Annotated in this window: 26 protein-coding genes and 1 tRNA gene; 14 read left to right on the top strand and 13 right to left on the bottom strand. The window is 70.0% G+C overall.

All coding sequences use genetic code 11. The features are described 5' to 3' along the window. The first annotated feature begins 4 nt into the window (after positions 1–4). Entirely contained in the window at positions 5–394 is a 390-nt protein-coding gene (locus FMM06_RS08820) for a DUF1761 domain-containing protein (protein ID WP_144236879.1), read from the top strand. On the opposite strand, the gene FMM06_RS08815 is transcribed toward FMM06_RS08820, so the two are convergent. From FMM06_RS08815 to FMM06_RS08805, 3 genes are read right to left on the bottom strand one after another with little or no spacing between them, the layout of a single operon-like run. After that, complete coding sequence (locus FMM06_RS08815; RefSeq protein ID WP_144236878.1) at positions 391–1,299, bottom strand: prephenate/arogenate dehydrogenase family protein; 909 nt, start codon at positions 1,297–1,299, stop codon at positions 391–393. The two genes, FMM06_RS08820 and FMM06_RS08815, sit on opposite strands and share 4 nt — an antisense overlap. Beyond that, complete coding sequence (hisC, locus tag FMM06_RS08810) at positions 1,299–2,405, bottom strand: histidinol-phosphate transaminase (protein WP_235889179.1); 1,107 nt, start codon at positions 2,403–2,405, stop codon at positions 1,299–1,301. Before hisC ends, FMM06_RS08815 begins: the two co-directional genes overlap by 1 nt. Before the next feature lie 52 nt (positions 2,406–2,457). Further along, complete coding sequence (locus tag FMM06_RS08805) at positions 2,458–2,757, bottom strand: UrcA family protein (protein ID WP_144236877.1); 300 nt, start codon at positions 2,755–2,757, stop codon at positions 2,458–2,460. A gap of 105 nt (positions 2,758–2,862) precedes the next feature. On the opposite strand from FMM06_RS08805, the gene FMM06_RS08800 reads away from it, so the two are divergent. From FMM06_RS08800 to metW, 3 genes are read left to right on the top strand one after another with little or no spacing between them, the layout of a single operon-like run. Further along, positions 2,863–3,792, top strand: a complete 930-nt coding sequence (locus tag FMM06_RS08800) for a LysR family transcriptional regulator (protein ID WP_235889176.1) — start codon at positions 2,863–2,865, stop codon at positions 3,790–3,792. An 11-nt stretch (positions 3,793–3,803) separates the two neighbouring features. Continuing rightward, the gene (metX, locus tag FMM06_RS08795) at positions 3,804–4,916 is read left to right on the top strand and encodes a homoserine O-acetyltransferase MetX (protein WP_144236876.1); all 1,113 of its coding nucleotides are present in this window, start codon (positions 3,804–3,806) and stop codon (positions 4,914–4,916) included. After that, positions 4,913–5,500 (top strand): methionine biosynthesis protein MetW, encoded by a 588-nt coding sequence (gene metW, locus FMM06_RS08790; protein WP_144236875.1) that lies wholly within the window; start codon positions 4,913–4,915, stop codon positions 5,498–5,500. Before metX ends, metW begins: the two co-directional genes overlap by 4 nt. Here metW and FMM06_RS08785 read toward each other — a convergent pair. After that, entirely contained in the window at positions 5,497–6,180 is a 684-nt protein-coding gene (locus tag FMM06_RS08785) for a class I SAM-dependent methyltransferase (protein WP_144236874.1), read from the bottom strand. The genes metW and FMM06_RS08785 overlap by 4 nt on opposite strands. Before the next feature lie 81 nt (positions 6,181–6,261). Between FMM06_RS08785 and FMM06_RS08780 the strand changes: the two genes are divergently transcribed. After that, entirely contained in the window at positions 6,262–6,804 is a 543-nt protein-coding gene (locus tag FMM06_RS08780; protein WP_144237161.1) for a peroxiredoxin, read from the top strand. 3 nt (positions 6,805–6,807) lie between these two features. Here the strand turns inward: FMM06_RS08780 and FMM06_RS08775 are convergent, their stop codons facing one another. Genes FMM06_RS08775 through FMM06_RS08760 form a run of 4 tightly spaced genes read right to left on the bottom strand, consistent with a single transcriptional unit; the run spans position 6,808 to position 9,671 of the window. Continuing rightward, on the bottom strand, positions 6,808–7,125 hold the full coding sequence (locus FMM06_RS08775; RefSeq protein ID WP_144236873.1) for a type II toxin-antitoxin system RelE/ParE family toxin: 318 nt from the start codon (positions 7,123–7,125) through the stop codon (positions 6,808–6,810). Beyond that, positions 7,122–7,367: a type II toxin-antitoxin system ParD family antitoxin gene (locus FMM06_RS08770; RefSeq protein ID WP_144236872.1), complete on the bottom strand. Its 246-nt coding sequence runs from the start codon at positions 7,365–7,367 to the stop codon at positions 7,122–7,124. Before FMM06_RS08770 ends, FMM06_RS08775 begins: the two co-directional genes overlap by 4 nt. A gap of 23 nt (positions 7,368–7,390) precedes the next feature. Further along, the gene (locus tag FMM06_RS08765; RefSeq protein WP_144236871.1) at positions 7,391–8,566 is read right to left on the bottom strand and encodes an acetyl-CoA C-acetyltransferase; all 1,176 of its coding nucleotides are present in this window, start codon (positions 8,564–8,566) and stop codon (positions 7,391–7,393) included. A 31-nt stretch (positions 8,567–8,597) separates the two neighbouring features. After that, complete coding sequence (locus FMM06_RS08760; protein ID WP_235889174.1) at positions 8,598–9,671, bottom strand: alpha/beta hydrolase; 1,074 nt, start codon at positions 9,669–9,671, stop codon at positions 8,598–8,600. Here FMM06_RS08760 and phaR point away from each other — a divergent pair. After that, positions 9,670–10,248: a polyhydroxyalkanoate synthesis repressor PhaR gene (gene phaR / locus FMM06_RS08755; protein ID WP_144236870.1), complete on the top strand. Its 579-nt coding sequence runs from the start codon at positions 9,670–9,672 to the stop codon at positions 10,246–10,248. The two genes, FMM06_RS08760 and phaR, sit on opposite strands and share 2 nt — an antisense overlap. A gap of 59 nt (positions 10,249–10,307) precedes the next feature. Continuing rightward, entirely contained in the window at positions 10,308–11,477 is a 1,170-nt protein-coding gene (locus tag FMM06_RS08750; RefSeq protein WP_144236869.1) for a hypothetical protein, read from the top strand. 9 nt (positions 11,478–11,486) lie between these two features. On the opposite strand, the gene FMM06_RS08745 is transcribed toward FMM06_RS08750, so the two are convergent. Then, entirely contained in the window at positions 11,487–12,398 is a 912-nt protein-coding gene (locus FMM06_RS08745) for a hypothetical protein (RefSeq protein ID WP_144236868.1), read from the bottom strand. Positions 12,399–12,499: 101 nt separating this feature from the next. Beyond that, complete coding sequence (locus FMM06_RS08740) at positions 12,500–13,294, bottom strand: class I SAM-dependent methyltransferase (RefSeq protein WP_144236867.1); 795 nt, start codon at positions 13,292–13,294, stop codon at positions 12,500–12,502. Between the two features lie 72 nt (positions 13,295–13,366). Here FMM06_RS08740 and FMM06_RS08735 point away from each other — a divergent pair, with 72 nt between their 5' ends. Then, the gene (locus FMM06_RS08735) at positions 13,367–13,555 is read left to right on the top strand and encodes a hypothetical protein (protein WP_144236866.1); all 189 of its coding nucleotides are present in this window, start codon (positions 13,367–13,369) and stop codon (positions 13,553–13,555) included. 10 nt (positions 13,556–13,565) lie between these two features. Here the strand turns inward: FMM06_RS08735 and FMM06_RS08730 are convergent, their stop codons facing one another. Then, on the bottom strand, positions 13,566–15,677 hold the full coding sequence (locus tag FMM06_RS08730; protein ID WP_144236865.1) for a S9 family peptidase: 2,112 nt from the start codon (positions 15,675–15,677) through the stop codon (positions 13,566–13,568). 79 nt (positions 15,678–15,756) lie between these two features. Here FMM06_RS08730 and FMM06_RS08725 point away from each other — a divergent pair, with 79 nt between their 5' ends. The 3 genes from FMM06_RS08725 to FMM06_RS08715 all read left to right on the top strand — a co-directional run bounded on the left by FMM06_RS08725 (position 15,757) and on the right by FMM06_RS08715 (position 18,364). Next, positions 15,757–17,550, top strand: coding sequence for an aminopeptidase P family protein (locus FMM06_RS08725; protein WP_144236864.1), 1,794 nt, complete (start codon positions 15,757–15,759; stop codon positions 17,548–17,550). A gap of 11 nt (positions 17,551–17,561) precedes the next feature. Then, positions 17,562–18,104 carry a glutathione peroxidase gene (locus FMM06_RS08720; RefSeq protein WP_144236863.1) on the top strand — a complete coding sequence of 181 codons (543 nt, stop codon included), beginning with the start codon at positions 17,562–17,564 and terminating at the stop codon, positions 18,102–18,104. Positions 18,105–18,289: 185 nt separating this feature from the next. After that, a tRNA-Thr gene (locus FMM06_RS08715) sits at positions 18,290–18,364 on the top strand. Positions 18,365–18,373: 9 nt separating this feature from the next. Here FMM06_RS08715 and glmS read toward each other — a convergent pair. Beyond that, positions 18,374–20,197, bottom strand: a complete 1,824-nt coding sequence (glmS, locus tag FMM06_RS08710; RefSeq protein WP_144236862.1) for a glutamine--fructose-6-phosphate transaminase (isomerizing) — start codon at positions 20,195–20,197, stop codon at positions 18,374–18,376. A 105-nt stretch (positions 20,198–20,302) separates the two neighbouring features. Here glmS and FMM06_RS08705 point away from each other — a divergent pair, with 105 nt between their 5' ends. Continuing rightward, positions 20,303–21,910, top strand: a complete 1,608-nt coding sequence (locus FMM06_RS08705) for a M28 family peptidase (RefSeq protein WP_144236861.1) — start codon at positions 20,303–20,305, stop codon at positions 21,908–21,910. A 3-nt stretch (positions 21,911–21,913) separates the two neighbouring features. Here FMM06_RS08705 and glmU read toward each other — a convergent pair whose 3' ends face one another. Beyond that, a complete protein-coding gene (gene glmU, locus FMM06_RS08700; RefSeq protein WP_144236860.1) occupies positions 21,914–23,248 on the bottom strand; it encodes a bifunctional UDP-N-acetylglucosamine diphosphorylase/glucosamine-1-phosphate N-acetyltransferase GlmU in 1,335 nt (444 codons plus the stop codon). 61 nt (positions 23,249–23,309) lie between these two features. On the opposite strand from glmU, the gene FMM06_RS08695 reads away from it, so the two are divergent. Both FMM06_RS08695 and FMM06_RS08690 read left to right on the top strand, forming a co-directional pair. Further along, a complete protein-coding gene (locus FMM06_RS08695; RefSeq protein ID WP_144236859.1) occupies positions 23,310–23,972 on the top strand; it encodes an HAD family hydrolase in 663 nt (220 codons plus the stop codon). Between the two features lie 68 nt (positions 23,973–24,040). Further along, positions 24,041–25,162 carry a sensor histidine kinase gene (locus FMM06_RS08690; RefSeq protein ID WP_144236858.1) on the top strand — a complete coding sequence of 374 codons (1,122 nt, stop codon included), beginning with the start codon at positions 24,041–24,043 and terminating at the stop codon, positions 25,160–25,162. Positions 25,163–25,185: the final 23 nt, after the last annotated feature.

Genomic DNA, 25,185 nt, shown 5'->3' with positions numbered 1-25,185 from the left:
GGCCATGATCTATATTGTCATCAATCACTTCCAGATCGCGCTCGCGACGCTGGCGGGGCTCGCCGTCGGCTATGTCTGGCACCTCGCCGTCGGCAAGGGGCGCCTGACGGGCGGCACCGTCGTGGTGGCGGCGATTGCGGGCTTCTGGCTCGCGGCGATCCTCGCGGGTGCGCTGATCCTCGCGCCGAAGCAGGCCGACCCGTTGATCATGGCGATCGGCAGCGGCGTGGTGATCTGGGCGGGCTTCGTCGTGCCGTCGCTGGCGCTGACCTTGCGCTACCGCGCGCAAAGCTGGGGCGTGGTCGCGGCCGACCTCGGGCACTGGCTGCTCGTCATGGTCGTGCAGGCGATCGTGCTGCACAGCCTGGGGCTGACGCCGCCGCCGACCCCCTAGTGCCGCCGCCCGAAGTCGGCGTCGCCCGTATCCTGGCCCTCGTCGACGATGCCGCGGCGGACCGCGCGGGTGCGCGAGAACAGCGCCTCCAGATAGTCGCCGTCGCCCCAGCGGATCGCGCGCTGCAGCGCGGTCAGGTCCTCGCTGAAGCGTTGCAGGACGTTGAGCACCGCGTCCTTGTTCGACAGGAAGACGTCGCGCCACATGACGGGATCGCTTGCTGCGATGCGCGTGAAGTCGCGGAAACCGCCCGCCGAATACTTGATGACCTCCGACCGCGTGACGCTCTCGAGGTCCGAAGCAGTGCCGACGATCGAATAGGCGATCAGGTGGGGCAGGTGGCTGGTCACGGCCAGGACGAGATCGTGATGCTCGGGGGTCATCACCTCGACGCGGGCGCCCAGCCGCGTCCAGAACTCAGTGATGCGCGCCACCGCGAAGGCGTCGGCATCGACCGGCGGCGTCAGGATGCACCAGCGCGCGTCGAACAATGTCGCGAAGCCCGCGTCGGGGCCCGACTGCTCGGTGCCCGCGACCGGGTGCGCGGGGACGATGGCGATGCCCTCGGGCAGCGCCTCCGAAAGGTCGGCGAGGACGCTACCCTTGACCGAACCGGTGTCCGACACGACGCAGCCCGCGGGCAGGTCGGCAGCGATTGCGGCCGCTACCTTCATCATCGCGAGCACGGGCACTGCGAGGATCACCAGGTCGGCATCGATCACCGCCGCACCCGGCGTGTCGGTGACATCGTCGGCGAGGTCGAGGTCGACGACGCGCTCGCGCACCGCAGCGTCGGCATCGTGAACGGTCAGGTGCACCGTCGGCAGCTTCGCCCGGATGGCGCGCGTCAGCGACGAGCCGATCAGCCCCATGCCGATCACCGCGACCCGCGCGAAAGGCAGCATCAGCCGTTTGCTTCGACGAAGGCGCGCAGCGAGGCGACCGCGGCGCGCGTCTCGGCCTCGGTGCCGACCGAGATGCGAATGCAGCGCGGCATGTTCTGCACCGCCAGGTAGCGCGCGATGATGCCGTCGGCGGTCAGCGCGGCGTTGGCCTTTTCGGCGGTCAGCGGACCTTCGGCCGGAAACTCGACCAGTACGAAGTTGGCCGCCGAGGGGATAGCGCGCAGCCCTTTGTTGCCCATCGCGGTGATCTCGCCCAACAGCCAGCGCCGCCATTCGAGCGTGTGGTCGCGCGTCTTCGCCACCCAGTCGTGGTCCGCCAGCGCCGCGACCGCGCCCGCCTGGCCCGTCGTCGGCACGTTGAAGGGCGCGCGGATGCGATGCATCGCGGCGACCACCGCCGGCTGCGCATAGCCCCAGCCGATGCGCTGCGCGGCGAGGCCGTGGATCTTCGAGAAGGTCCGCATCGTCACGACGTTGGCGTGCGCGTCGGCGAGCGCGAGGCCGTCCTCGTACTCCCCTTCCGCAAACTCGGCATAGGCGCAGTCGAGCGCGAAGATGCAGTTCGACGGCAGTGCGGCGTGCAGGCGGCGGATCTCGGACGCGGGAATGATGGTGCCCGTCGGGTTGTTCGGGTTCGCCACGAAGACCACGCGGGTGCGCGGTGTCACGCACGCGAGCAGGGCATCGACGTCGGTGCCATAGTCGTTGTCGGGCGCGACCACGACCGTCGCGCCGACGCGCTTCGCCGCGATCTCGTAGACCGCGAAACCGTAGCGGACGTGGAGCACCTCGTCGCCGGGCCCTGCGAAGGCGCCCGCAACGAGGTGGATAATCTCGTCTGACCCGGTGCCGCAGACGATGCGGTCGGGGTCGATATTGTGGTGCGCGCCGAGGGCCTGGCGAAGCTCGGTCGATGCCGGGTCGGGGTAGCGGTGCGAACCCGTCAGCACCTCCTGCATCGCCGCGACGGCGCGCGGGGAGGGGCCGAACGGGTTCTCGTTCGACGACAGCTTGGCGACGACGGGGCGGCCGTCGATCTTCGCCTTGCCCGGAACATAGGGGGCGATGGCGTCGACCCAGGGCTTCATCTGCGGGGCGGTGGTCATGGGCGCGGCTCTTAGCGCGCGCCGCCGCCCCCGTCGACCGCCCGGACCCGCGTCAGCGTGCCGCCGACGCGACCGCCACCGGCGCCAGCGCAAGCACGGCATCGCGCTGCGGCGCGGCCGATGCCACCGCGGCGACGCGGCAGTCGCGGACGCGCTTCTGCCCGACGAGATCGATCGTCGATGCCGCGCCGCACGCCGCTTCGGCGGCACGCGCGATGCGGCGGTCGAGACGGGTCTGGCCGGTCGCGCTGGCGAGGTTGAGGTCGGCGGTGCCGACAACGATGCTGACCGGCTGGGCGATGGCGGGTGCACCGAGCGACACGACAGCGGCGAGAGCGAGAAGGAGTTTCATGGGAGCCTCCGAAGGCGCCGGGGTGGGGAGGGGCGGCGCAAGACCGTCGTACGCCGCCGGGACCGCTCCGCGTGAACAACGATGTTGCAGTGCGGTACTGCATTCGTGCAGAATGACGGCGTGTTCGACTGGGGCGACCTTCGCTATTTCCTCGCCGTCGCACAGACGGGCAGTACGCTTGCGGCTGGGCGGATGCTGCGCGTCAGCCAGACGACCGCGGCACGACGCGTTGCGGCGCTCGAGGCGGATCTGGGCGTTACCCTGTTCGAGAAGCGCCCCGCCGGATACCGCCTGACGCCAATCGGCGAGGCGCTTGTCGCCCGGGCGCGCGGCGTCGAGGCGGCGGCTGCTGCGGTGACCGACGCCGCCGCGGGTGCGGCACGCGATGTCAGCGGCACGGTCCGCGTCACGACGTCGGAGATCATCGCCGCGACAATCCTCGCGCCGATGCTGCGCGAGCTTCACGACGCCTATCCGGCGATCCGCATCGAGCTCGACACCAGCGCCGCGCTGCGCGACCTGGCGGGCGGCGCGGCCGATGTCGCGGTGCGCAGCGTCGGCGGCCTGAGCGGCACCGGCGTCGTCGGTCGCCGCGTCGCCGACGATATGTGGACGGTGTATTGCAGCCGCGACTACGCCGCGCAGTACGGCCTGCCGACCTCGGTCGAGGACCTGCGCGGCCACAGCCTCGTCGGCGGCGGCGGCGAGGGGGTGTGGTTCTACTACCTCGCCTGGCTCAGGCAGCACGGCCTCGAAGGTGCCGTGGCGACCGAGTACGACAGCGCGCTCGGGCTGCTCGCGGCGGTGCGCGCCGGCCTCGGCCCCGCGGTGCTGCCGAGCATCGTCGCCGATGCCGACCCCAGCCTCGTCTGCTGCCTGCCGATGGTCAACAAGGCCGGGCGCGGCATCTGGCTGCTGACCCACGAGCGCGTCCGTCACACGCCGCGGGTGCGCGTGGTGATCGACTTCCTCGCGGTGCGGCTGACGGCGCTGGCGCGGGCCAAGCCCGTTGCGCCCGCCGCGCCCCGCCCCTAACCAGCGCGACCATGCCCGGCGACGACATCCGTTTCGGCCTCGACCGCCGCGTCAGGCTGGCCGCACCGCTGACCCTCGCGTCGGGCCAGGCGCTGCACGGCGTGGATGTGGCGTACGAAACCTATGGCACGCTGAATGCCGACGCCTCGAACGCGGTGCTGATCTGCCACGCGCTGACCGGCGACCAGCATGTCGCGTCGCTCCACCCGCGCACCGGCAAGCCCGGCTGGTGGCCGCGCCTGGTCGGGGCGGGGAAGCCGGTCGACCCGGCGCGGCACTTCATCGTCTGCTCCAACGTGCTGGGCGGCTGTTCGGGCAGTACAGGGCCGGGCAGCATCGGCCCCGCCGGCGACATCTATGCCATGTGCTTCCCGGTTATCACCATCGCCGACATGGTCGCGGCGCAACTCGCGCTGCTCGATCATCTGGGGGTGCGCGTGCTCGCCGCCGCTGTCGGCGGGTCGATGGGTGGGATGCAGGTGCTGCAACTCGCCGCGACCGCGCCCGACCGGGTCCGGTCGGCGGTCGTCATCGCCAGCGCGGCGCGGCATTCGGCGCAGAACATCGCCTTTCACGAGGTCGGGCGCCAGGCGATCATGGCCGATCCCGGCTGGCGGCACGGCAACTACGGCGACACGCCGCCCGCCGCGGGTCTGTCGGTGGCGCGCATGGCCGCGCATATCACCTATCTGTCGGAGGCCGGGCTGACCGAGAAGTTCGGCCGCCGTCTGCAGGACCGCGAGGCACTGGGCTTCGGCTTCGACGCCGAGTTCCAGGTCGAATCCTACCTGCGCCACCAGGGCCTGAGCTTCGTCGACCGTTTCGACGCCAATTCCTACCTCTATATCACGCGCGCGATGGACTATTTCGACCTTGCCGCGCCGCACGACGGGCGGCTGGCGGACGCGTTCAAGGGCACGCGGACGCGCTTCGCCCTGGTCAGCTTCACCAGCGACTGGCTGTACCCGACGACCGAATCGCGACGCATCGTGCGGGCGCTGAACGCTGCGGGAGCGGAGGTCAGCTTCGTCGAGCTCGAGAGCCCGCACGGCCACGACGCCTTCCTGCTCGACACCCCCGAGATGAACCGCGTCGTCGACGGCTTCCTGCGAGCCGGCGCATGACGCTGCGCCCCGATCTGGCGGCGATCGCGGCGATCGTGCCCGAGCGCGCCCGCGTTCTCGATATCGGCTGCGGCGACGGCGCGCTGCTCGCTGCCTTGCGCACCGACAAGGCGGTCGACGGGCGGGGGATCGAGCTCGACGGCGCGAACGTCGCGGCGGCCGTGGCGCGCGGGCTTTCGGTCGTTCAGGGCGACGCCGATGCCGACCTCGGCGACTATCCGGCCGACGCCTTCGACTGGGTGATCCTGTCGGACACGCTGCAGGCGATGCGCGATCCCGCCCGGGTCGTCGCAGAGCTGCTCCGCATCGGGCGGCGCGCGGTCGTCAGCTTCCCCAATTTCGGCCATTGGCGGGTGCGCGCCAGCCTGATGTTCGGCGGGCGGATGCCGGTGACGCAGACGCTGCCGGTGGCGTGGCATGCGACGAGCAACATCCATCTGTGCACGATCGACGACTTCCGCGCGCTGACCCGCGACCTCGGCGTGCGCGTCGAGCGGTCGGTGTTCCTCAGCCGCGGGCGGCGCGTCGAGGTGCAGCCCAACCTGCGGGCCGAACAGGCGCTGTTCGTGCTGACTCGCGCCTAGCTCGCCATCGCCTCCTCGAAGCGCGCCGCGCTGACCTTGCCCGCGGGGCGCAGCCCGTCGATCTTGCGCGCCGCCACGACGTGCACCCCGCCGAGGTGCGGCGCGAGGCGGGCCAGCGGGCGCTCGAGCCAGCGCAGCCGGGTGACCGGCGGTGCACTCAGCGCGGTCGACCACGACTCGACCTCGAACATCGCGTCGTCAAGCAGGCGGGTCAGCGCCCCGCGGCCATAGGGGTGACCACGGCCGAATGGCAGCGCTTCGACGCGCGCCCAGATGCCGGCGCGATTGGGCACCACCAGCACGACGCGGCCCGCCGGCGACAGCACCCGCCACAACTCGCGCAGCACGGCGCGCGGCCGCTCGCACAGCTCGAGCGCATGGACCAGCAGTGCATCGTCGAACAGTGCGTCGGCGAAGGGCAGGCGCTCGGGGTCGGCGACGGCGCTGCGCGAGGCGGCCGTCGCCGGCCAGCGTACCGGCGTCTCGACGATCATCGCGACACGCTCGTGGCGCAGGCCGTGGAGGCGCGTCAGCACGGGGGCGGTCTGCCCCACCGCGAGCAGCCGCCCGCCCTTGCCCAACAGCGGGCGCACCGCCGTACTGAGCAGCCGCGCCGCCTCGCGCCCGGGCGGCGTCGCGTACCAGTCGGTGAAGTCTTCGATCGTTTCGGCGTGCGGCATTGCGGTGGTTGCCCTTGGACCGCACAGTCATTAACTCCGCTGCGTCGCACAAACCACAGCCAAGGAGCACTACCCATGTCGATGGTCGGTCAGCCCGTTCCCGAAGTCACTTTCAAGACCCGCGTCCGCGACGAGACCGTCGATGGGCCGAACCCCTTCCGCTGGCAGGACGTCACCTCGAGCGATATCTTCAAGGGCAAGCGCATCGTCGTGTTCTCGCTGCCCGGCGCCTTCACGCCGACCTGCTCGTCGGAGCAGTGCCCGGGCTATGAGCGCCTCTACGGCGACATCAAGGGCCACGGCGGCGTCGACGAGGTCTATTGCGTCAGCGTCAACGACGCGTTCGTGATGTTCCAGTGGGGCAAGAACCTCGGCGTCTCGAACATCAAGCTGCTCCCTGACGGCAACGGCCATTTCACCAAGGAAATGGGCATGCTGATCAACAAGGAGCACCTAGGCTTCGGCATGCGCTCGTGGCGCTATTCGATGGTCGTCGACGACGGCGAGATCAAGGTGATCTTCGAAGAGCCCGGCAAGAACGACGACGGCTCGGACAGCGACCCCTATGTCGAGTCGACGCCGGAGAAGATTTTGGATTGGGTGAAGGCTAACCCGCGCGGGTAAGGCTTAGTCGGCCGCGACCTCGAACAGGCGTTCGAGGTCGCGGCCGGCGTACACGACGTTGACGATCTCGATGCGGCTTTCGACGTATCGGAAGAAGATCAGATAATTGCCATGCGGCGTGCTCCGCAGGTCGGGCCCGAGTTCAGGTCGTAGCGTGCCAACGATCCCTGGCAGATCGGCCAATGTCCGACAGCGCTGACGAAGCTTTGCAACGAAGCGGCTTGCGACGCCGCGGCTCCCGCTGGCTTCCGCGATTGCCGAGACGATGTCGAGTAGATCGAGCCGCGCGCCGTCGAGGTAGACGAGCCGCCTGCGTGTCAATCGGCGAGACCGGACATGCTTGCGAGCTTTGCTTCGATCGCCGCTTCGACCTCCTCGTCGGTGCTGGCGCCGCCCCGTGCAATCGACAGCGCGATCTTCGTCTTCAATGCCGCCAGCCGATCCTCGTGCTGACTGACGAGCCGAAGTCCTTCCGTGACCACGTCCTCGGCGCTCGAGTAGCGGCCATTGCGAACCAAGCCGTCGACCATCAGCTGCCAACGTGCACCAATCGCGACGTCCATGGACGTGTCTCCTCCGCTAAAAGCTAGTCCCGCTCCAGACACATCGCAATGCCCATGCCGCCGCCGATGCATAGCGTCGCGAGGCCCTTCTTGGCGTCGCGCTTGCCCATCTCGTAGATCAAGGTCGTCAGCACGCGCGCGCCTGACGCGCCGATCGGGTGGCCGATGGCGATGGCGCCGCCGTTGACGTTGACCTTGGCGGGGTCGAGGCCGAGCTCCTGGCCGACCGCGAGCGCCTGCGCGGCAAACGCCTCGTTAGCCTCGATCAGGTCGAGGTCGCCGACCGACCAGCCGGCTTTCTTCAGCGCTGCCTGCGACGCGGTCACCGGGCCGATGCCCATCACCGCGGGGTCGACGCCGGTCGAGGCCCAGCTCTTGATCTTCGCCAGCACCGGCGTTCCGCGCCGGGCGGCTTCCTCGGCCGACATGAGGACCAGCACCGCGGCGCCGTCGTTGATGCCGCTGGCGTTGGCCGCGGTCACGCTGCCGTCCTTTTTGAACGCCCCCTTCAGACCCGACACGCCCTCGACCGTCGCGCCGTCGCGGATATATTCGTCGGTGTCGACGACCGTGTCGCCCTTGCGGCCCTTGATCGTCACCGGGGCGATTTCGTCCTTGAAGCGGCCCGACGCGCGCGCGGCGCTCGCCTTGTTCTGGCTGGCGACCGCGAACTCGTCCTGCTTGGCGCGCGTCACCTGATAGGCCTCGGCGACATTCTCGGCGGTGATGCCCATGTGATAGCCGTTGAAGGCATCCCACAGACCGTCCTTGATCATCGTGTCGACGAGCTCGACGCCGCCCATCTTGGTACCGGCGCGCAAGGCCTGCGCGTGGTTCGACAGGCTCATCGACTCCTGCCCGCCCGCGACCACGATCGCTGCGTCGCCGGCCTGGATCGCCTGCGCGCCGAGCGCCACGGCGCGCATGCCGCTGCCGCACACCTGATTGACACCCCAGGCCGGGGTTTCCTTGGCGATGCCCGCGCCCATCGACGCCTGGCGCGCCGGGTTCTGGCCCTGCGCTGCGGTCAGCACCTGGCCGAGAATGACCTCGCTGACCTCGTCGGCGCCGACGCCCGCCTGCTCGAGCGCGGCGAGAATGGCGGCCTTGCCAAGGTCGTGGGCGGGCACGGTCGCAAACGCCCCCATGAAGCTGCCGACGGCGGTGCGCTTGGCGGCGGTGATGACGACTCCGGTCATGTACGGTCTCCCCAGATGCTCGGCTGACCCTTTAGTCGCCGCGCAGGAACTTCGCCAGCGGCTCCCACAGCTGTTCGCGCGCCCGGCCGCCGACGATCATGCCGACATGCCCCGCGTCGAGGTCGAGCCGCGTGCCCGCCCGCAGCGCGGTGGCGGGCGGCACCAGCCGGTCGCGGCGCGCGGTGACGTTGAGGATCGGCACGTCGGGCGGCGCGACCATCCGCCCGCCCAGCTGCCACTCGCCGCGCCCGCTGCGGTCCTGCGCGAAAAGGTCATCGAACAGGTCGCGCGCCGCGCGAAGGGGGAGCGGCGTGCCCTCGTTTGTCCAGTCCTCCAGCGCGACGAAGGCGGCGGCGCGCGGGTCGGCCGGGTCGAGCCCGGCGAGGCGCACGAACTTGTTGACGACTGCCTCCCGGTCGAGCGCCCAGAAGCCCGGCTGCAGCAGCTCCACCGGATATGCACCGAAGCCTGCGGACAGCTCGCGGGTCGCCGCCGCGTGACGTGCGATCGCGCTGCGCTGCGCGGCGCTATAGCCGTCGAAATGCCAGGGCGTCGCGAGCAACGCGAGGTGGGGCACCGCGACCGGGGCTGCCAGGGCCAGCGTGCCGCCGAGGCAATAGCCCGCGACCGCGGCAGGCGCGGTCGCGGCGATCAGCGTCGCCAGCCGCTCGACCAGCGTATCGAGCCCCGCCGCGCGCCAGTCGTCGTCGGCCTCGCCCCAGTCGAGCAGCAGGACGCGCAGACCCTGCTCGCTCAGCCAGCGCAGCAGCGAATTTCCCTCCATCAGGTCGAGCACCGTCGGCGGGTTGATCGGCGAGGGCACGAACAGCACGGTCGGGCCGACGCCGCCATAGTCGCGGATCGTCGACCCGCCCGCGCGCGCGACGACCGGCATGTCGGGCAGGGCGCGCCGGTAGGGGTGGTCCTGATACACGCGCACCCCGCGCAGCGCCGCGGCCAGCCGCGCCCGGTCGTCGCCGCAGGCATCGGTCAGCAGCGCGAGCAGGCCCGACAGCGGGTGCGGGCCGCGCCGCCTGCCGTCGCGTTGCGGTGCAGCAACGGCGTGTGCTAGTGCAGCACCAGATTTTCGATCGGACCCTGACATGGACGAAGCCGCATCCTCTCCCGAGACGCCGACCGCGCAGACCCCGGTCATCATCAAGAAGTACGCCAACCGCCGACTGTATAACACCGACAGCTCGAGCTACATCACTCTCGAGCATCTGGCGGCGATGACGCGCGAGGGACGCGACTTCCAAGTCTTCGATGCGAAGACCGGCGACGACATCACGCGCGCCGTGCTGACCCAGATCGTCATGGAGGAGGAGGGCGGCGCGCAGACCATGCTGCCGATCCCGTTCCTGCGCCAGCTGATCGCCATGTACGGCAACTCGATGCAGTCGATGGTGCCGCATTACCTCGAGGCGTCGATGGATGCCTTCGCCAAGAACCAGGCGCAGTTCCGCGATGCGATGACCGAGACCTTCACCGCGGTGCCCTTCGCGGGCGCGCTGAAGCCCTTCGAGGCGATCGCCAAGCAGAACATGGCGATGTTCCAGGCGGCCGCCGGCATGCTGACCGGCCGTCCGGCGAAGGCTGGCGACGACGAGCTCGCGGCGCTCAAGACCCAGATGGCGGCCCTGCAGGCGCAGCTCGACCGGATCGCGCGCGACCAGAATTGACATAGTCGCATTTCGGGCAGATCGTTACGCCTGTGTAGGCCATGATCTGGAGTCGCCCGATGCGCATCCATTCTGCCACCGTCCTGTTATCGTTGATCGCTGCACCCGCCGCTGCGCAGCACGGCGCCGAGGCGGCGCTTAAGAGCGGGCGTATCGTCAAGGCGATGTCCACCGAGACGGTCAGGCCGAACGGCCGCTTCGATCAGCTCGTGCATTTCGGCCATGGCGCGGTCTTCGATGCGCAGTATCGTCAGGTCGCGATCGACCCCGAAAGCGCGCTGGCGGCACAGCGGGACCTGCTCAAGCGGCTCGAAGGCTCGGCATCGCGGCTCGCGCCCAAGCCGCGCGAGATCGTCCGGACGGGGCAGAAGCTCGTGCTGACCGCGCGGCCGGCGGAAGCAGTCGCGGTCAACCAGATCGTCATCGACCAGCTCGTCGCGACGCAGCCGCTGCGCATGCGCGCCGACCTTTCGGCCCGCAACCGCGCGCTCGCGGCCCAGATCGGCCCCGCCCAGCTGAGCCCGGCCATCGCCGCCTTCCTGAAGAACGGCATCATCGTGGCGTTTCCGACGACCGCCTATATGAAGGCATGCACCGCCGCCGGCGTGCCGGTGCCGCCAAACTTCTCGACGACGAGCACGGCCTGGAAATTCCAGGGCAAGCTGACGACCAAGATCATCCAGGCGAACCAGGACGCCAATGTCTGGACCTGGGCGAGCGCCAGCCGGAAAGGCGCGTGCATCGCCCTGCCGCGCGGCACCGGAACCCCGGGCTCGCTCGCCGGGATCATCTGCCAGAGCGCGACGACCGGCAAGGCGTGCTTCTGGGACAACAAGCTGCGCGGTTCGAACGCCTCGCTGGGCTGGAAGAACATCACGCTGAAGATCGCCGACCTGCAGGACGGCAATGTCCTCGCGGAAAACTGCACCGGCTGCCACCGTGGCAACAATGTCTTCCTGATGTCGCCCGACGATCCGGTGTGGGGCAAGGTCATGGGCCGCAATGGCCCGCTCCACCCCAAGTTCACGACAACCGTCAGCGCGTCGACCGACATGCTCGACGGTCACCCGCGCTACATCCCGATGTCGTCGCAGGCGACCTGGAAGAACGTCGCGCCCGCGTCCGACCCGTTCTGCAACGCTTGCCACGAGAAGCCGGTCGTCGCGCAGGCGATGGTCATGCCGCCGGCATGTTCGTCGCTCCCGACGGGGTGCAACGTCGAGCCCTAGGGGGAAGTGTTACATCGCTTCGGTGAGGTCGAGGAACTCCGGCCGCTCGAGCTTTGCGTCGGTCAGCGGCGCGGCGACGCGGGCATAGGCGGTCAGCAGGCGATCGCCGCCGCAGTCGAGGGCGCGGCCGACCTGGGTGCCGTCGCTGTATTGGCGCAGCCGCATCAGGCGCGCGGTCGCGGTGCGGTCGAGGCTGAGCACGGCGGTCGCGGCCTCGTCCTCGGCTTCGGGGCGGAAGCCCGCGGACTGGCAGGCGTCGGTGACGCCGCGCATGAACGACAGGCGGGCATCGCGCTCGACCGGCCCCACGGGCGCTTTACCGAATACCGCGAGGCGGACGACGGCGGGGTCGTTCCAGCTGCCGCGCAGCTCGGCGCGGGTGATGCGCGCGGTGAGGCTGGCGCGGGTCGCGGCGGGCAGGGCGGGCTCCAGCTTCGCCAGCCTTGCACGCAAGGCGCTGACGTCGTTGAATAGGGTCTGGGTCGCCTCGACCAGCGCGATGTCGCTCTGCAGACGCAGCAGGCGCACCGCGGTGTCGTCGGGTGCCGCCGCCTCGGCACGGCGCAGATGCCATTCGCTGTCGTTGCCGTTGGCCAGCGCGGCGCGGCCGAGCACGACCTGCGCCGCGACACGCGCGCGCGGATCGGGGTGCCCGTTCGCCACCGTCTCACACGCCGGGGCGAGCGTCGCGGTGACCGCGAGATTGCCGCCGAGCTCGGCGAACTCCGGGTCGCGCCGCCCGGTCAGCAGCGGATCGGCACCCCGCCGGCACAGCGCGTCGGCTGCCACCAGCCGGGCATCGGGGGCCGCCGAGGCGGGGGGCGCAGCCGGCGCAGCGACCGGCGCGGCCACATTCGCCGGCAGCCGCGACGGGCGCAGCACAACCCACGCCAGCCCGGCCACCAGAACGAACGCCAACACGCCAAGCAACGCGGAACGCCGCGTCGATTGCATCGCTGCCCCCTGCCGGTCGTTACGGCGTCGTTATCCTATGTTGCGCCGCAGCAGACAAGGCGAAAGCGTCAGCGCTTGACGAATTTCAGCGTCATCCGGTCGCTCTCGCCGATCGCGGCATATTTGGCGCGGTCGACGTCCTTCTCGGCATAGTTGGGCGGCAGCGTCCAGACACCCTTGGGATAGTCGTGCGTGTCCTTGGGGTTGGCGTTGACCTTCGACTCGCCGACGAGGCGGAAGCCGGCATCCTCGGCCAGCTTCACGACGGTCGAGCGCTTCATATAGCCGCTCGTCGTCTGCATCGCGTCGGGCTTGTCCTCGGGCAGGCGGTGCTCGACGACGCCCAGCGTGCCGCCCTTCTTGAGTGCAGCCGCGAACGCCTTGAACGCCTCGGGCGCAAAGCCGTTGGTGTACCAGTTGTGGACGTTGCGGAAGGTCAGCACGGCGTCGGCAGTGCCGGCGGGCGCGATCGCGTAGGCGTCCTTGCCGAACGCGGTGACCTTGACGTTGGCGTAAAGCGGGCTCGACGCCAGCTTGGCCTTGAAGGTCTCGACGCTCTTCGCGGCGCGCTCGCTGGCGGCGGGGTTGTTGTGCGCGGCGTAATAGGTGCCCTTGTCCTTGAGGTAGGGCGCCAAAATCTCGGTGTACCAGCCGGCCGACGGCGACACCTCGACGACGGTCATCGTCGGCTTGATGCCGAAGAAGGTCAGCGTCTCGGCGGGGTGGCGATACTGGTCGCGCGCCTTGTTCTCAGCCGAGCGGTTGGCGCCGTTGAGCAGCGTGGCGAAGGTGGTTGCGGAGACCGCGGCGGGCATGGCCAGCGCGGCGACGACGGCGAATGCGATCGGACGGAACGGCGACATGGATACGGCCTCGCTTGTCAGGGTGGGTGTCGCGCCTTAGCGCATCGCGGCGCGCGCTAAAAGGAGTCCCGCTTGGACCGCGAAACGAGCCTGCTGATCTTTGCCGTGGCGCTGGTGCTGACCGTCTCCGCGATGCTCGGCGACCGCGCCCGGCGGCGTGCGCCGCTGGCCGCGCACGCGCTGGTGCCGTGGCACGCGCTGCTGTTCGTCGGGCTGACGGGGATGATCTTCATGGGGGTGCATCTGCTGGCGATGGGGTAGGGGGCCGCCCTCAGCGCGCCCCCGCGTCGAACTGCGTCAGGATGAAGGCATAGGCCTCCGCCTGCTCGCGCAGCGCCTCGAAGCGCCCCGACTTGCCGCCGTGGCCGGCGCCCATGTTGATCTTGAGGAGCAGCAGATTGTCGTCGGTCTTGGTGTGGCGCAGCTTCGCCGCCCATTTGGCGGGCTCCCAATAGGTCACGCGCGGATCGTTGAGGCCGCCGGTGATCAGCATCGCCGGATAAGCCTTCGCCGTGACATTGTCGTACGGGCTGTAGCTGCGCAGCAGGTCGAAAGCCGTCTTGTCCTTGATCGGATTGCCCCACTCGGGCCATTCGCCCGGTGTCAGCGGCAGGCTGGTGTCGAGCATCGTGTTCAGGACGTCGACGAAGGGCACGTCGGCGACGATCGCGCGGTACAGCTCGGGCGCCTGGTTGACGATCGCGCCCATCAGCTCGCCGCCCGCCGAACCGCCGCTCGCCGAGACATTACCGGCCTTGGCGTAGCCGGCGTCGATCAGCGCTTTGGTGACGTCGACGAAGTCGTTGAACGTGTTGGTGCGCTTGGTCAGCTTGCCGTCGAGATACCATTGGTAGCCCAGGTCGTCGCCGCCGCGGATGTGCGCGATGGCATAGGCGAAGCCGCGGTCGAGGAGGCTCAGCGCGCGCGTCGAGAAGGCGGGCGGGACGGCGAATCCGTAGGCGCCGTACGCATAGATATGCAGCTTGCCGCTGCCGTCCTTCCTGAAGCCCTTCTTGTAGACCACCGACACCGGGACCTGCACGCCGTCGCGCGCCTTCGCCATAATGCGCACCGTCTCGTACTGCGCGGGATCATAACCCGAGGGCACTTCCTGCACCTTGCGGACGACCAGTTTCGCCGCCGCGACGTCGTAGTCGAAGGTCGTCGTGGGGGTGACCATCGAGGTGTAGGTCAGGCGCAGCAGCGGCGCGTCGGGCTCCTCGTTCGACGAGACGCTGGCGGTGTAGCTCGCTTCCGGAAAGGCGACGTAGGTGTCGCTGCCGTCGTCGCGGCGCAGGCGGATCTGGTCGAGGCCGTCCTTGCGCTCCTCGATCGCGAGATAGGATCTGAACGCCGTCAGGCCGCGCAGATAATGGCGGTCGCTCGGCGCGATCAGCTCGGTCCAGGTGCCCGGGGTGCCCAGCGGCGCGGTGACGATGCGGAAATTGGGATGGGTGTCGTTGACGCGGATGAAGACCGTGCCGCCGCGCACGTCGACGTCGTACTCGCGCCCCGCCTTGCGCGGCGCGATCAGCACCGGCGGCGCGGTCGGGTTGGCGGCGGGGACGAGGCGGACTTCGCTCGTCACGTTGTCGCCCGCCGCGAGGATCAGCTGGCTGCGGTCCTGGCTCGCGCCGACGCGGACGGTGAAGCCGATGTCGGGCTCCTCATACAGCGTCGCGTCGGGGGTCTTGCTGCCGACAATGTGCAGGCGGACGCGGAAGGAGCGCCACTGCTCGTTGACCTCGTTCCACGCCAGCCGCTTCGAGTCCGCCGCCCAGACCGGCGTGCCGACCGTGACGTCGGACACGGTGTCGATATCCCTGCCCGTCGCGAGGTCGCGGACCTTGAGGGTGAAGCGCTCGGCGCCGCTGGTGTCGGCGGCATAGGCGAGCAGCTTGCCGTCGGGGCTGACGGTCCAACCGGCGAGGCGGAAATAGGCCTTGCCCTCGGCGAGCGCGGGTTCGCTCAGGATGACCTGCTCGGGCCCGCCGGCGACGGGGCGACGCAGCCAGATCTTGTACTGCCCGCCGGGTTCGAAGCGCGACCAGTATTCGAACGCGCCGTCGCGCACGGGCACGCTGGCGTCGTCCTCCTTGATGCGGCCCTTCAGCTCGGCGAACAGCGTCTCGATCAGCGGCGCGTGCGGAGCCATCTTGGCCGCGAAATAGGCGTTCTCGGCCTTGAGGTACGAAAGCACCTTCTCGTCGTCGACCTTGGGGTAGGACTGGTCCTTGAGCCAGAAATACGGGTCGCTCAGCGTCTCGCCGTGCCAGGTCGAGGTGTGGGGAATGCGCTCGGCGACGGGGGGCTTCAAGGTCTGGGCTTCCAATCCATGGGGCAGCAACGCGGCGCACAACAGCGCGAGCAGTCTGGGGTTCATTCAGCGACTCCGGTGACGCTGGCGTGGGCAGGGGTGCCGCGCTAGGTTCTTGCGCAACAATCTACTGCCGGAGCGTCTCATGTCCACCCACGCCGACCGCCTGAACGCGCTGCGCGCCGAGCTCAGCGCCCAGTCGCTGACCGGTTTCGTCGTGCCGCTGACCGACGAGCATATGAGCGAATATGTCGGAGGCTATGCCCAGCGGCTGGCGTGGCTGACGGGGTTCGAGGGGTCGGCGGGGTCGGCCGCGGTGTTGGCGTCGAAGGCGGCGATGTTCACCGATGGGCGCTACACGATCCAGGTCCGCGCGCAGGTGCCGGGTGACCTGTACGACTATGCGCAGGTGCCGCAGACCAGCGTCGCCGACTGGCTGGGGACGCACGCGGTGGCGGGCGATCGCATCGGCTACGACCCGTGGCTGCACACCGCCGCCTGGGTCGCGGGGACTTCGGCGAAGCTGGGCGAGCGCGGCGCGGCGCTGGTGGCGGTCGAGCGCAACCCCGTCGACAGCATCTGGAGCGACCGCCCCGCGCCGTCGGTGGCGCGCCTCGACGTTCATCCCGACGCGCTCGCGGGCCAGTCGGCGGCCGACAAGCGTGCCGGGATCGCGAAATGGCTGATGGGGCAGAACGCCGACACCGCGGTTGTCTCGGCGCTCGATTCGATCGCCTGGGCGTTCAACATCCGCGGCAAAGACGTGACCCACACGCCGGTCGCGCTGGCCTTCGCGCTGTTCCACGCCGATGCGACCGCCGACCTGTTCGTCGATGCGGTCAAGCTGGGCGACGATGTCCGTGCGCACTTGGGGCCGGATGTTCGCCTGCACGCACGCGACGCCTTCGTGCCGGCGCTCGAGGCGCTGGGCGGCAAGACGGTGACCGCCGACCCCGCCACCGCAGTCGCGGCGATCTTCGAGGCATTGAAGCGCGGCGGCGCGCGCGTCGTCGAGGCACGCGACCCGTGCGCGCTGCCCAAGGCGATAAAGAACGATACCGAGATCGCGGGCACCAGGTCGGCCCACCTGCGCGACGGCGCGGCGCTGACGCGCTTCCTGCACTGGTTCGCGGGCGAAGCGCCTAAGGGCGGGCTCGACGAGCTGGGGGCGGCGGCGAAGCTCCACGACTTCCGCAACCTGACCAACAGTCTCGAGGATTTGAGCTTCGACACGATCTCGGGCGCCGGGCCGAACGGGGCGATCGTCCACTACCGCGTGTCGGAAGGCACCAACCGAAAGATCGAGACCGACAGCCTGTTCCTGATCGATTCGGGCGGCCAGTACCGCGACGGCACCACCGACGTGACGCGGACGCTCAGCATCGGCACGCCGAGTGCGGAGATGCGCGACCGCTTCACGCGCGTGCTCAAGGGGCACATTGCCCTGTCGCGCGCGGTGTTCCCGGTGGGCACGCGCGGCGCGCAGCTCGACGTGCTGGCGCGGCAGTATCTTTGGGAGGCGGGCGTCGACTATGCCCATGGCACCGGGCACGGGGTCGGCAGCTATCTCGCGGTACACGAAGGGCCGCAGCGCATCGCGCCGATGGCGGGCGGCCAGGCGGGCGGCGACGAGCCGCTGGCGGCGGGCATGATCCTGTCGAACGAGCCCGGCTACTACAAGGCCGACGCCTTCGGCATCCGCATCGAGAATCTCGTGCTGGTGGTGCCCGTCGCGATCGAGGGCGCCGAGAAGGACATGCTGGGCTTCGAGACTCTGACCCTCGCGCCGATCGACCGGACCTTGATCGACGTCGCGATGCTGAGCCCCGCCGAGCGGGCGTGGGTGGATGCGTACCATGCACGCGTTGCCGCAGAGGTCGGCCCGCATCTCGACGCCGAGGCACAAGCGTGGCTGGATACGGCGACCGCGCCGCTTTGAGGGGAATGCCGATGATCCGGACGATCGCACTTGCCGCCGCCGCGACGCTGGGGGTCGCCGCCGCGCCGGCGGTGAAGACCGCCTACGACGTCACGATGACCCGCATCGACGGCGAGCCGCTGCCCTTCAAGCAGTTCCGCGGCAAGGTGCTGCTGGTCGTGAATACCGCGAGCCTGTGCGGCAACACTCCGCAGTATGCGGGGCTCGAGACGCTGCACGAGACCTATGCGCCCAAGGGCTTCACGGTCATCGGCGTGCCGTCGAAGGACTTCGGCGGGCAGGAGCTCGACGACAACGGCAAGGTCAAAGAATTCTGCGAGACCAAGTTCGGCATCAAGTTTCCGCTGACCGAGACGAGCGTCGTCAAGGGGCCGGCCGCGGTGCCCTTCTACCGCTGGGCCGCGGCGACGCTGGGGCCGGAGCAGACGCCGACGTGGAATTTCCACAAATATCTGGTCGGCAAGGACGGCAGGCTGATCCGCGCCTTCGGCAACAAGGTCCAGCCGGGCGACCCGGCGGTCAGGAAGGCGATCGAGGCGGCGCTGGCGGCTTAGACGGCTCCGCCTCCCGCTCGCGCGCCTTGCGCTTCGCCAGATTGGCGCGGAGGGCGGCGGCGAGGCGCTCCTCTCGTCTGGCGTCGCGAGGATCGGCGGGTTTCGTCACCCCTATGGGCCTAACGTGCCCGCGGCGTTCTTGACAAGCCGTTACGCGACCCCGATACGCCCGCTTCCGCGAACGTGCTGCCGTAGCTCAGTGGTAGAGCGCATCCTTGGTAAGGCTGAGGTCGGGAGTTCGATCCTCCCCGGCAGCACCATCGCGGAACCTACTCGACCGTCACCGATTTCGCGAGATTGCGTGGCTGGTCGACGTCGGTGCCCTTGAGCACCGCTACATGGTACGCCAGCAGCTGGATCGGCACCGCATAGACCAGCGGCGCGATCAGCGGGTGGACGCTCGGCATCTCGATCGTCGCCACCGTGCCTTCGCCAGCCTCCGCGATTCCCGCCGCGTCGGAGATCAGGATCACCCGGGCGCCGCGGGCGCGCGCCTCCTGCATGTTGGACACGGTCTTGTCGAACAGCGGTCCCGACGGCGCCAGCACGATCAGCGGCACCGAATCGTCGATGAGCGCGATCGGCCCGTGCTTCATCTCGCCCGAGGCATAGCCCTCGGCGTGAATATAGCTAATTTCCTTGAGCTTCAGCGCGCCCTCGAGCGCCATCGGATATTCGGGGCCGCGGCCGAGGTACAGGACGTCGCGGGCCTGAGAGACGTGGTGCGCGACCGCCTCGATCGCCGCCTCCGCGGCTAGCGCGGTGTTCATGTACGCCGGCACCTCGGTCAGGTGCGCGACCAGCTCGCGCTCGGCGTCGCCGTCGAGGCGGCCCTTGGCGCGCGCCAGGTTGACCGCCAGCGCCGCCATCACCGCGAGCTGGCAGGTGAACGCCTTGGTCGACGCGACACCGATTTCGGGGCCCGCATGCGTCGGCAGCAGCAGGTCGACGGTGCGCGCCATCGAACTGGTCGGCACGTTGACGATGCCCGCGGTCATCACGCCCGCCGCCTGCATGTGCTGGAGCGCCGCGAGCGTGTCGGCCGTCTCTCCAGACTGCGAGACGACGACGCCGAGCAGCTTCCCGTCGAGGACGGGCTCGCGGTAGCGGAATTCCGACGCGACATCGACCTCGACGGGCAGCCGCGCGAGGCTCTCGATCCAGTATTTGCCGATCATCCCGACGTAGGATGCGGTACCGCACGCAACGATGACGACGCGCTCGACGGCGCTGAGGTCGAAATCCATCTGGGGCAGGGCGACCTTCGCCTCGACGGGCCGCAGGTACGACTGCAGCGTCTGTGCGACGACGACGGGCTGCTCGTGGATCTCCTTGAGCATGAAGTGGCGGTAGTTGCCCTTGGTGGTCATCGCCGACGACAGGCCCGACAGCGTCACGGCACGCGTCACCGGGGCATTGGCGCGGTCGAAGATCTCGACCCCGTCACGGCGCACGACGGCCCAGTCGCCCTCCTCGAGATAGGCGATTCGCTGCGTCAGGGGTGCGAGCGCCAGCGCGTCGGAGCCGAGATAGTTTTCGTCGTCGCCGTAGCCGATGGTCAGCGGCGCCCCCAGGCGCGCGCCGATCAGCATGTCGGGATGGTTGCGGAACATCACCGCCAGCGCGAAGGCCCCGTGCAAGCGCGGCAGCACCACGGCGACGGCATCCTGCGGGGTCGCGCCGCGCTCGACCTCGCGCGCGATCAGGTGGGCGACGACCTCGGTATCGGTCTGGCTCAGGAAGGTGCGGCCTTCGGCGATCAGTTCGTCGCGTAAGGGGCGGAAATTCTCGATGATGCCGTTGTGGACCACGGTGACGTCGCCGACGATGTGCGGGTGGGCATTGCTCTCGGTCGGTGCGCCGTGCGTCGCCCAGCGCGTGTGCGCGACGCCGATGCGGCCGGGCAGGGGCTCCGCCGCCATGCGCGCCGCGAGATTGCCCAGCTTGCCCTCGGCGCGCCGCCGGTCGAACGCGCCGTCGTGGACGGTGGCGATCCCCGCCGAGTCATAGCCGCGATATTCGAGCCGCCGCAGCCCGTCGAGCAACCGCTCCGCGACATCCGACGCGCCGACGATACCGATGATGCCGCACATGAACCCGCCCACTCCTGTTGCTGCCGCGGTCGTAGAACAGGCGCACGCATTTGTCAGCGCCGGTCGAGCTTGCCACCGGCCGGGCCATCATGGTTGAACGCGGGCATGTTGATCGCGCTTACCGCCGCCGTCGCGCTTGCCGCAGCCCCTGTGTCGCCGGCGCGGATCAAGGAACACGTCCGGGTGCTGTCGTCCGATGCCTTCGCCGGTCGCGGCCCCGGCGAGGCGGGCGAGGCGAAGACGATCGCCTATCTGAGCAAGGCGTTCGCCGCGGCGGGGTTCGAGCCCGGCGGCGAGAACGGCGGGTGGACGCAGGCCGTGCCGCTGGTGCGCCTCGACCGGCAGCCGGGCGCGACGATGTCTCTCGGGTTCGGCGGCAAGGTGAGGCCGCTGGCGCTCGGCCGCGACGCGACGCTCGCGTTTCGCACGCCAGGGCGGACAGAATTGACGAACGCGCCCTTGGTCTTTGCGGGCTTCGGGGTCGTCGATGCGAAGCGCGGCTGGGACGCCTATGCCGGGGTCGACATGGCGGGCAAGGTCGCGCTGATCCTCGCCAACGATCCCGACTTCGAGGGGGGCCGGGACCTCGGCTTCGACGGGCGGCGGATGGCGCTGGCGGGCCGCTTCGGGTCGAAGGTCGAGGCCGCGTTGCGCGCCGGGGCCGTCGCCGTCCTCGTCATCCACGAAGCAGCGGCAGCGAGCTATCCGTTCACCCAGGTCGGCAGCGGCGACGCCCTGCCGCAGATGGTCTCCGCCCCCGGCCCAACGCCGTCGGCGCTGAAGGCGTCGGGGTGGCTGTCGCTCGAGACCGCGACGGCACTGCTCGCGTCGGGCGGGTTCGACCTAGCGGCGCTCAAGACGCGGGCGCGCGACCCCGGCTTCCGTGCCTTAGCACTGCCGGGTGCGACCCTGTCGCTCGACGGCACGCTGCGTGCGACGCCGGTGATCAGCCACAATGTCATCGGCCGCCTGCCCGGCGCGGTGCGCCCCGCCGAGACCGTGCTGTACGGCGCGCACTGGGACGCCAACGGCACCAACGGGCCGGATGCGAAAGGCGACGCGATCCGCAACGGCGCGATCGACAATGCCACGGGTACGGCGGAGCTGATCGAGGTCGCGCGGGCGTTCGGGCAGGGCAAGCGGCCGGCGCGGTCGATCGTCGTGGCGGCGTGGACCGCCGAGGAGAAGGGGCTGCTCGGGGCGGACTATTATGTCCGGCACCCGCTTTATCCGCTCGCGACGACGGCGCTGGTGATCAACCTCGATCCGCATGTCGTGCTGCCCGCGGCGCGCAACATCGAGCTGATCGGCGGCGGGCGCACGCCGGTCGAGGGCGACCTGACCCGCGTCGCGGCGGCGCGCGGCCTGCGCGTCGATCCCGAGCCGGAGCCCGAGGCGGGATGGTATTTTCGGTCCGACCATTACCCGTTCGCCCGCGCCGGGGTGCCCGCGATCGCCTTCCGAGCCGGGCGTGACCTGAAAGTGGGCGGCGTGAAGGCGGGCCAGCGGAGCGTCGCCGCGTACAACCAGTCGCGTTATCACCAGCCAAGCGACGCCTTCGATGCCCGATGGACCTTCGCGGGGACGCTGCAGGAGGCGACCGTCGCCTTCGACCTGGGGGTGGAGGTCGCCAACGGCACTGCGTGGCCCGGCTGGAATGCCGGCGTCGACTATGGCGTGGTCCGCGCCGCGACCGCTGCCGAGCGGAAGTAGCGTTCAGCCGCGCTTGCGCGCCGCCATCGCTGTCCTGAAGCGTGTCGCCCAGCCGCTCTTGCGCGTCTGGGGGGCACGCGCCAGCGCCAGCGCGTCGGCCTCGACATCCTCGGTCAGCGTCGTGCCCGCGCCGACGATCGCGCCCGCGCCGATGCTGACCGGGGCGACCAGCGCGCTGTTCGATCCGACGAACGCGCCTGCGCCGATCGTCGTGCGGTACTTGAGGAAGCCGTCGTAGTTGCAGGTGATCGTGCCCGCGCCGATGTTGGCCTTCGCCCCGATGTCGGCGTCGCCGAGATAGCTGAGGTGATTGGCCTTGGCGCCGTCGCCAAGCCGCGCATTCTTGGTCTCGACGAAATTGCCGATCTTGGCGCCCGTGCCGAGGATCGTACCGGGCCGCAGGCGCGCGAACGGCCCGACGTCGCAATCCTCGCCGATCGTCGCCCCCGCGACATGGCTGTGCGCGCGAATCGTCGTGCCGCGCGCGACCGACACGCCGGGTCCGAAGACGACGTTCGGCTCGATCGTCACGTCGGCGGCAACCACCGTGTCGTGCGCGAACCACACCGTCCCGGGCGCAACGAGCGTTACGCCGGCGTCCATCATCGCGGTGCGCCGCGCCGCCTGCCACGCCGCCTCGAGCCCGGCGAGCTCGGCGCGCGAATTGACCCCGGTCACCTCGGTCGCGCCGGTCTCGATCACCGCGGACGGCCGGTCGGCGAGGCCGACGATGTCGGGCAGATAATATTCGCCCGCCGCGTTCGCATTGCCGACGCGCGCCAGCAGCGGCCACAGGTCGCGCGACCGCACCGCCATCAGCCCAGAGTTGCACAGGGTCACGGCGCGCTCGGCGTCGGTCGCGTCCTTGTACTCGACCATCTTCGCGATGATCCCGCCCTCGGCGACGATACGCCCGTAGGCGCCCGGATCGGCGGGGCGGAAGCCCAGCACCACGGCGGCGACATCGTGGGTCAGCGCGCCGATCATCCGCGCCATCGTCGCGGTCTCGACCAGCGGCACATCGCCGTAGAGAATCAGCACAGTGCCGTCGAAGCCCGCAAGTGCACCCTCGGCCTGCGCGACCGCGTGGCCGGTGCCGAGCTGCGGCTCCTGCACCACGACCGCCGCGCGGTCGCCGACCGCCGCCTCGACCTGGTCGCGGCCCGCGCCGACGACGATCACGGTGCGCGCCGGCTGCAGCGCTTCGACCGAGGCGAGCAGGTGAAGCAGCATCGGTCGCCCGGCGATCGGGTGGAGCACCTTGTGCATTGCCGACTTCATGCGCGTGCCCTTGCCCGCGGCGAGGATGACGGCGGCGATGGGGGCGGGGTCGGTCATTGCCGCCGCGATTGCCACAAGCCCCTTGCCTTTTCCAGACGCCGCCATGAGCGTGCGCGCGATGCTCCCGAAACTTGTCATCTTCGATCTCGACGGCACGCTCGTCGATACCGCCCCCGACCTGTGCGCGGCGCTGAGCCACGCGCTGATCGCGCTGGGGCGCGAACCCGTCGACGCCGCGGTCGTGCGCCACCTCGTCGGGCACGGCGCGCGCGCGCTGCTCGAGGCGGGGCTGGGCCTCACCGGCGGGAACGACGAGGCGCTGGTCGAGGCGGGGCTGCCGCTGTTCCTGTCGCACTACGCCGCGCACATCGCCGACGGATCACGGCCCTACGACGGCGTCGAGGCGACGATGGACGAGCTTGACGCCGCAGGAACGCGGCTCGCGGTGTGCACCAACAAGCCCATCGCGCTGGCGAACGCGCTGATCGAGGCGCTCGGCTGGAGCGGGCGCTTCGCCGCGGTGCTGGGCGGCGACAGCCTCGCGGTGCGCAAGCCCGACGGCGCGCACGTCGCCGCGACCGCCGAGGCCGCGGGCGCCAGCCTGACCGACGCGGTGTTCGTCGGCGATACCGCGGTCGATGTCGCCGCCGCCCGCGATGCGCGCGTGCCGGTCGTCGTCGTGGCGTTCGGCTTTGCGCCCGATGCGCGCGTGCTGGGGGCCGATGCGGTGATCGACGATTATGCCGAGCTGGTGCCGCTGCTGCGCGGGCTGCAGCGGTGAACGAAGCTGCGACGATTGTGCTGTTGGGGCTCGTCGCGATTGTAACATTGGCCATCTATCTGGCGCGTATGCGCATCCAGCTCCGCAAATCCGTGGCTGCCCCGCCGCCGGGCGTGCTGTTGCCCACAGCCGGCGGCGACGCCATCGGTATCGACACGCTCGCCGATCCGGCGTTGCTGATCGCCAAGGACCTGCGCGTCATCGCCGACAACGAGCCCGCACGCGGCCTGTTCGGCGACCGGCTGGTCGGCGAGGACCTCCGCCTCGTGCTGCGCCACCCGGCCGTGCTCGATGCGGTGCGCGAGGCGCTGGCGGGCCATGCCGCGGTCGGGCGCGAGGTCACCGGGCTGGGCACCGACAACGGCGCTTTCCGCGTCCGCGCGGTCGATGCCGGGCCCGATGCGCGCGGTGCCAAGCGCCTGCTGCTGACCTTCACCGACATCACTCAGGCGCGCCTGACCGAGCGGATGCGCGTCGACTTCATCGCCAATGCCAGCCACGAGCTGCGCACCCCGCTGGCGACGCTGGCGGGGTTCATCGAGACGCTGCAGGGGCCGGCGGCGGAGGACGAGGCGGCGCGCCACCGCTTCCTCGACATCATGGGGCGCGAGGCGGGGCGGATGAGCCGCCTGATCGACGACCTGCTGTCGCTGAGCCGCATCGAGCTCGACAAGTACGTCCGCCCGCAAGGGGCGATCGACCTCGAGCCGCTGTTCACCGATGTCGCCAAGACGCTGGCGATGCGCCTCGACGCCGACGAACGCCAGCTGATAGTCGCGCCGCACGCCGACCTGCCGCCGGTCATCGCCGACCGCGACCAGATCCTGCAGGTGCTGCACAACCTCGTTTCGAACGCGCTGAAATACGGGCATAGCGGCACCGCGATCGTGCTCGGTGCCGAGCGCCTGCCGGCCGTCGCGGGCCGTGACGCGGCGGTCCGCGTGACGGTGCAGGACCAGGGCGAGGGCATCGCGCCCGAACATCTGCCGCGCTTGACCGAGCGCTTCTACCGCGTCGACACCAGCCGCAGCCGCAAGATGGGCGGCACGGGGCTGGGCCTCGCCATCGTCAAGCATATCATCGAGCGCCACCGCGGCCAGTTCGAGCTGTCGAGCAGGCAAGGCGAGGGCACGCGCGTCTCGTTCACCCTGCCCGAGGCGGGCGGCCGGCGCGAGGTCGCAGAAGGCTAGGCATTAACGTCTTTTAGTCCGCT

Source organism: Glacieibacterium frigidum, assembly GCF_007097155.1.
Lineage (GTDB): Bacteria > Pseudomonadota > Alphaproteobacteria > Sphingomonadales > Sphingomonadaceae > Glacieibacterium > Glacieibacterium frigidum.
This window is presented reverse-complemented; position numbering and strand designations above follow the sequence as displayed.

What these genes read in the sequence shown, in the direction of transcription:
- FMM06_RS08740 (WP_144236867.1), bottom strand. Translation starts at nt 13,294, where the DNA reads ATGTCGCCGTTCCGTCCGATCGCATTCGCCGTCGTCGCCGCGCTGGCC.
- FMM06_RS08805 (WP_144236877.1), bottom strand. Translation starts at nt 2,757, where the DNA reads ATGAAACTCCTTCTCGCTCTCGCCGCTGTCGTGTCGCTCGGTGCACCC.
- FMM06_RS08705 (WP_144236861.1), top strand. Translation starts at nt 20,303, where the DNA reads ATGTTGATCGCGCTTACCGCCGCCGTCGCGCTTGCCGCAGCCCCTGTG.
- FMM06_RS08780 (WP_144237161.1), top strand. Translation starts at nt 6,262, where the DNA reads ATGGTCGGTCAGCCCGTTCCCGAAGTCACTTTCAAGACCCGCGTCCGC.
- glmU (WP_144236860.1), bottom strand. Translation starts at nt 23,248, where the DNA reads ATGACCGACCCCGCCCCCATCGCCGCCGTCATCCTCGCCGCGGGCAAG.
- FMM06_RS08730 (WP_144236865.1), bottom strand. Translation starts at nt 15,677, where the DNA reads ATGAACCCCAGACTGCTCGCGCTGTTGTGCGCCGCGTTGCTGCCCCAT.
- FMM06_RS08725 (WP_144236864.1), top strand. Translation starts at nt 15,757, where the DNA reads ATGTCCACCCACGCCGACCGCCTGAACGCGCTGCGCGCCGAGCTCAGC.
- metX (WP_144236876.1), top strand. Translation starts at nt 3,804, where the DNA reads ATGCCCGGCGACGACATCCGTTTCGGCCTCGACCGCCGCGTCAGGCTG.
- FMM06_RS08770 (WP_144236872.1), bottom strand. Translation starts at nt 7,367, where the DNA reads ATGGACGTCGCGATTGGTGCACGTTGGCAGCTGATGGTCGACGGCTTG.
- FMM06_RS08750 (WP_144236869.1), top strand. Translation starts at nt 10,308, where the DNA reads ATGCGCATCCATTCTGCCACCGTCCTGTTATCGTTGATCGCTGCACCC.
- FMM06_RS08760 (WP_235889174.1), bottom strand. Translation starts at nt 9,671, where the DNA reads ATGTCAGGGTCCGATCGAAAATCTGGTGCTGCACTAGCACACGCCGTT.
- metW (WP_144236875.1), top strand. Translation starts at nt 4,913, where the DNA reads ATGACGCTGCGCCCCGATCTGGCGGCGATCGCGGCGATCGTGCCCGAG.
- FMM06_RS08815 (WP_144236878.1), bottom strand. Translation starts at nt 1,299, where the DNA reads ATGCTGCCTTTCGCGCGGGTCGCGGTGATCGGCATGGGGCTGATCGGC.
- FMM06_RS08695 (WP_144236859.1), top strand. Translation starts at nt 23,310, where the DNA reads ATGCTCCCGAAACTTGTCATCTTCGATCTCGACGGCACGCTCGTCGAT.
- FMM06_RS08785 (WP_144236874.1), bottom strand. Translation starts at nt 6,180, where the DNA reads ATGCCGCACGCCGAAACGATCGAAGACTTCACCGACTGGTACGCGACG.
- FMM06_RS08690 (WP_144236858.1), top strand. Translation starts at nt 24,041, where the DNA reads ATGCGCATCCAGCTCCGCAAATCCGTGGCTGCCCCGCCGCCGGGCGTG.
- FMM06_RS08765 (WP_144236871.1), bottom strand. Translation starts at nt 8,566, where the DNA reads ATGACCGGAGTCGTCATCACCGCCGCCAAGCGCACCGCCGTCGGCAGC.
- FMM06_RS08720 (WP_144236863.1), top strand. Translation starts at nt 17,562, where the DNA reads ATGATCCGGACGATCGCACTTGCCGCCGCCGCGACGCTGGGGGTCGCC.
- FMM06_RS08820 (WP_144236879.1), top strand. Translation starts at nt 5, where the DNA reads ATGATCTATATTGTCATCAATCACTTCCAGATCGCGCTCGCGACGCTG.
- hisC (WP_235889179.1), bottom strand. Translation starts at nt 2,405, where the DNA reads ATGACCACCGCCCCGCAGATGAAGCCCTGGGTCGACGCCATCGCCCCC.
- phaR (WP_144236870.1), top strand. Translation starts at nt 9,670, where the DNA reads ATGGACGAAGCCGCATCCTCTCCCGAGACGCCGACCGCGCAGACCCCG.
- glmS (WP_144236862.1), bottom strand. Translation starts at nt 20,197, where the DNA reads ATGTGCGGCATCATCGGTATCGTCGGCGCGTCGGATGTCGCGGAGCGG.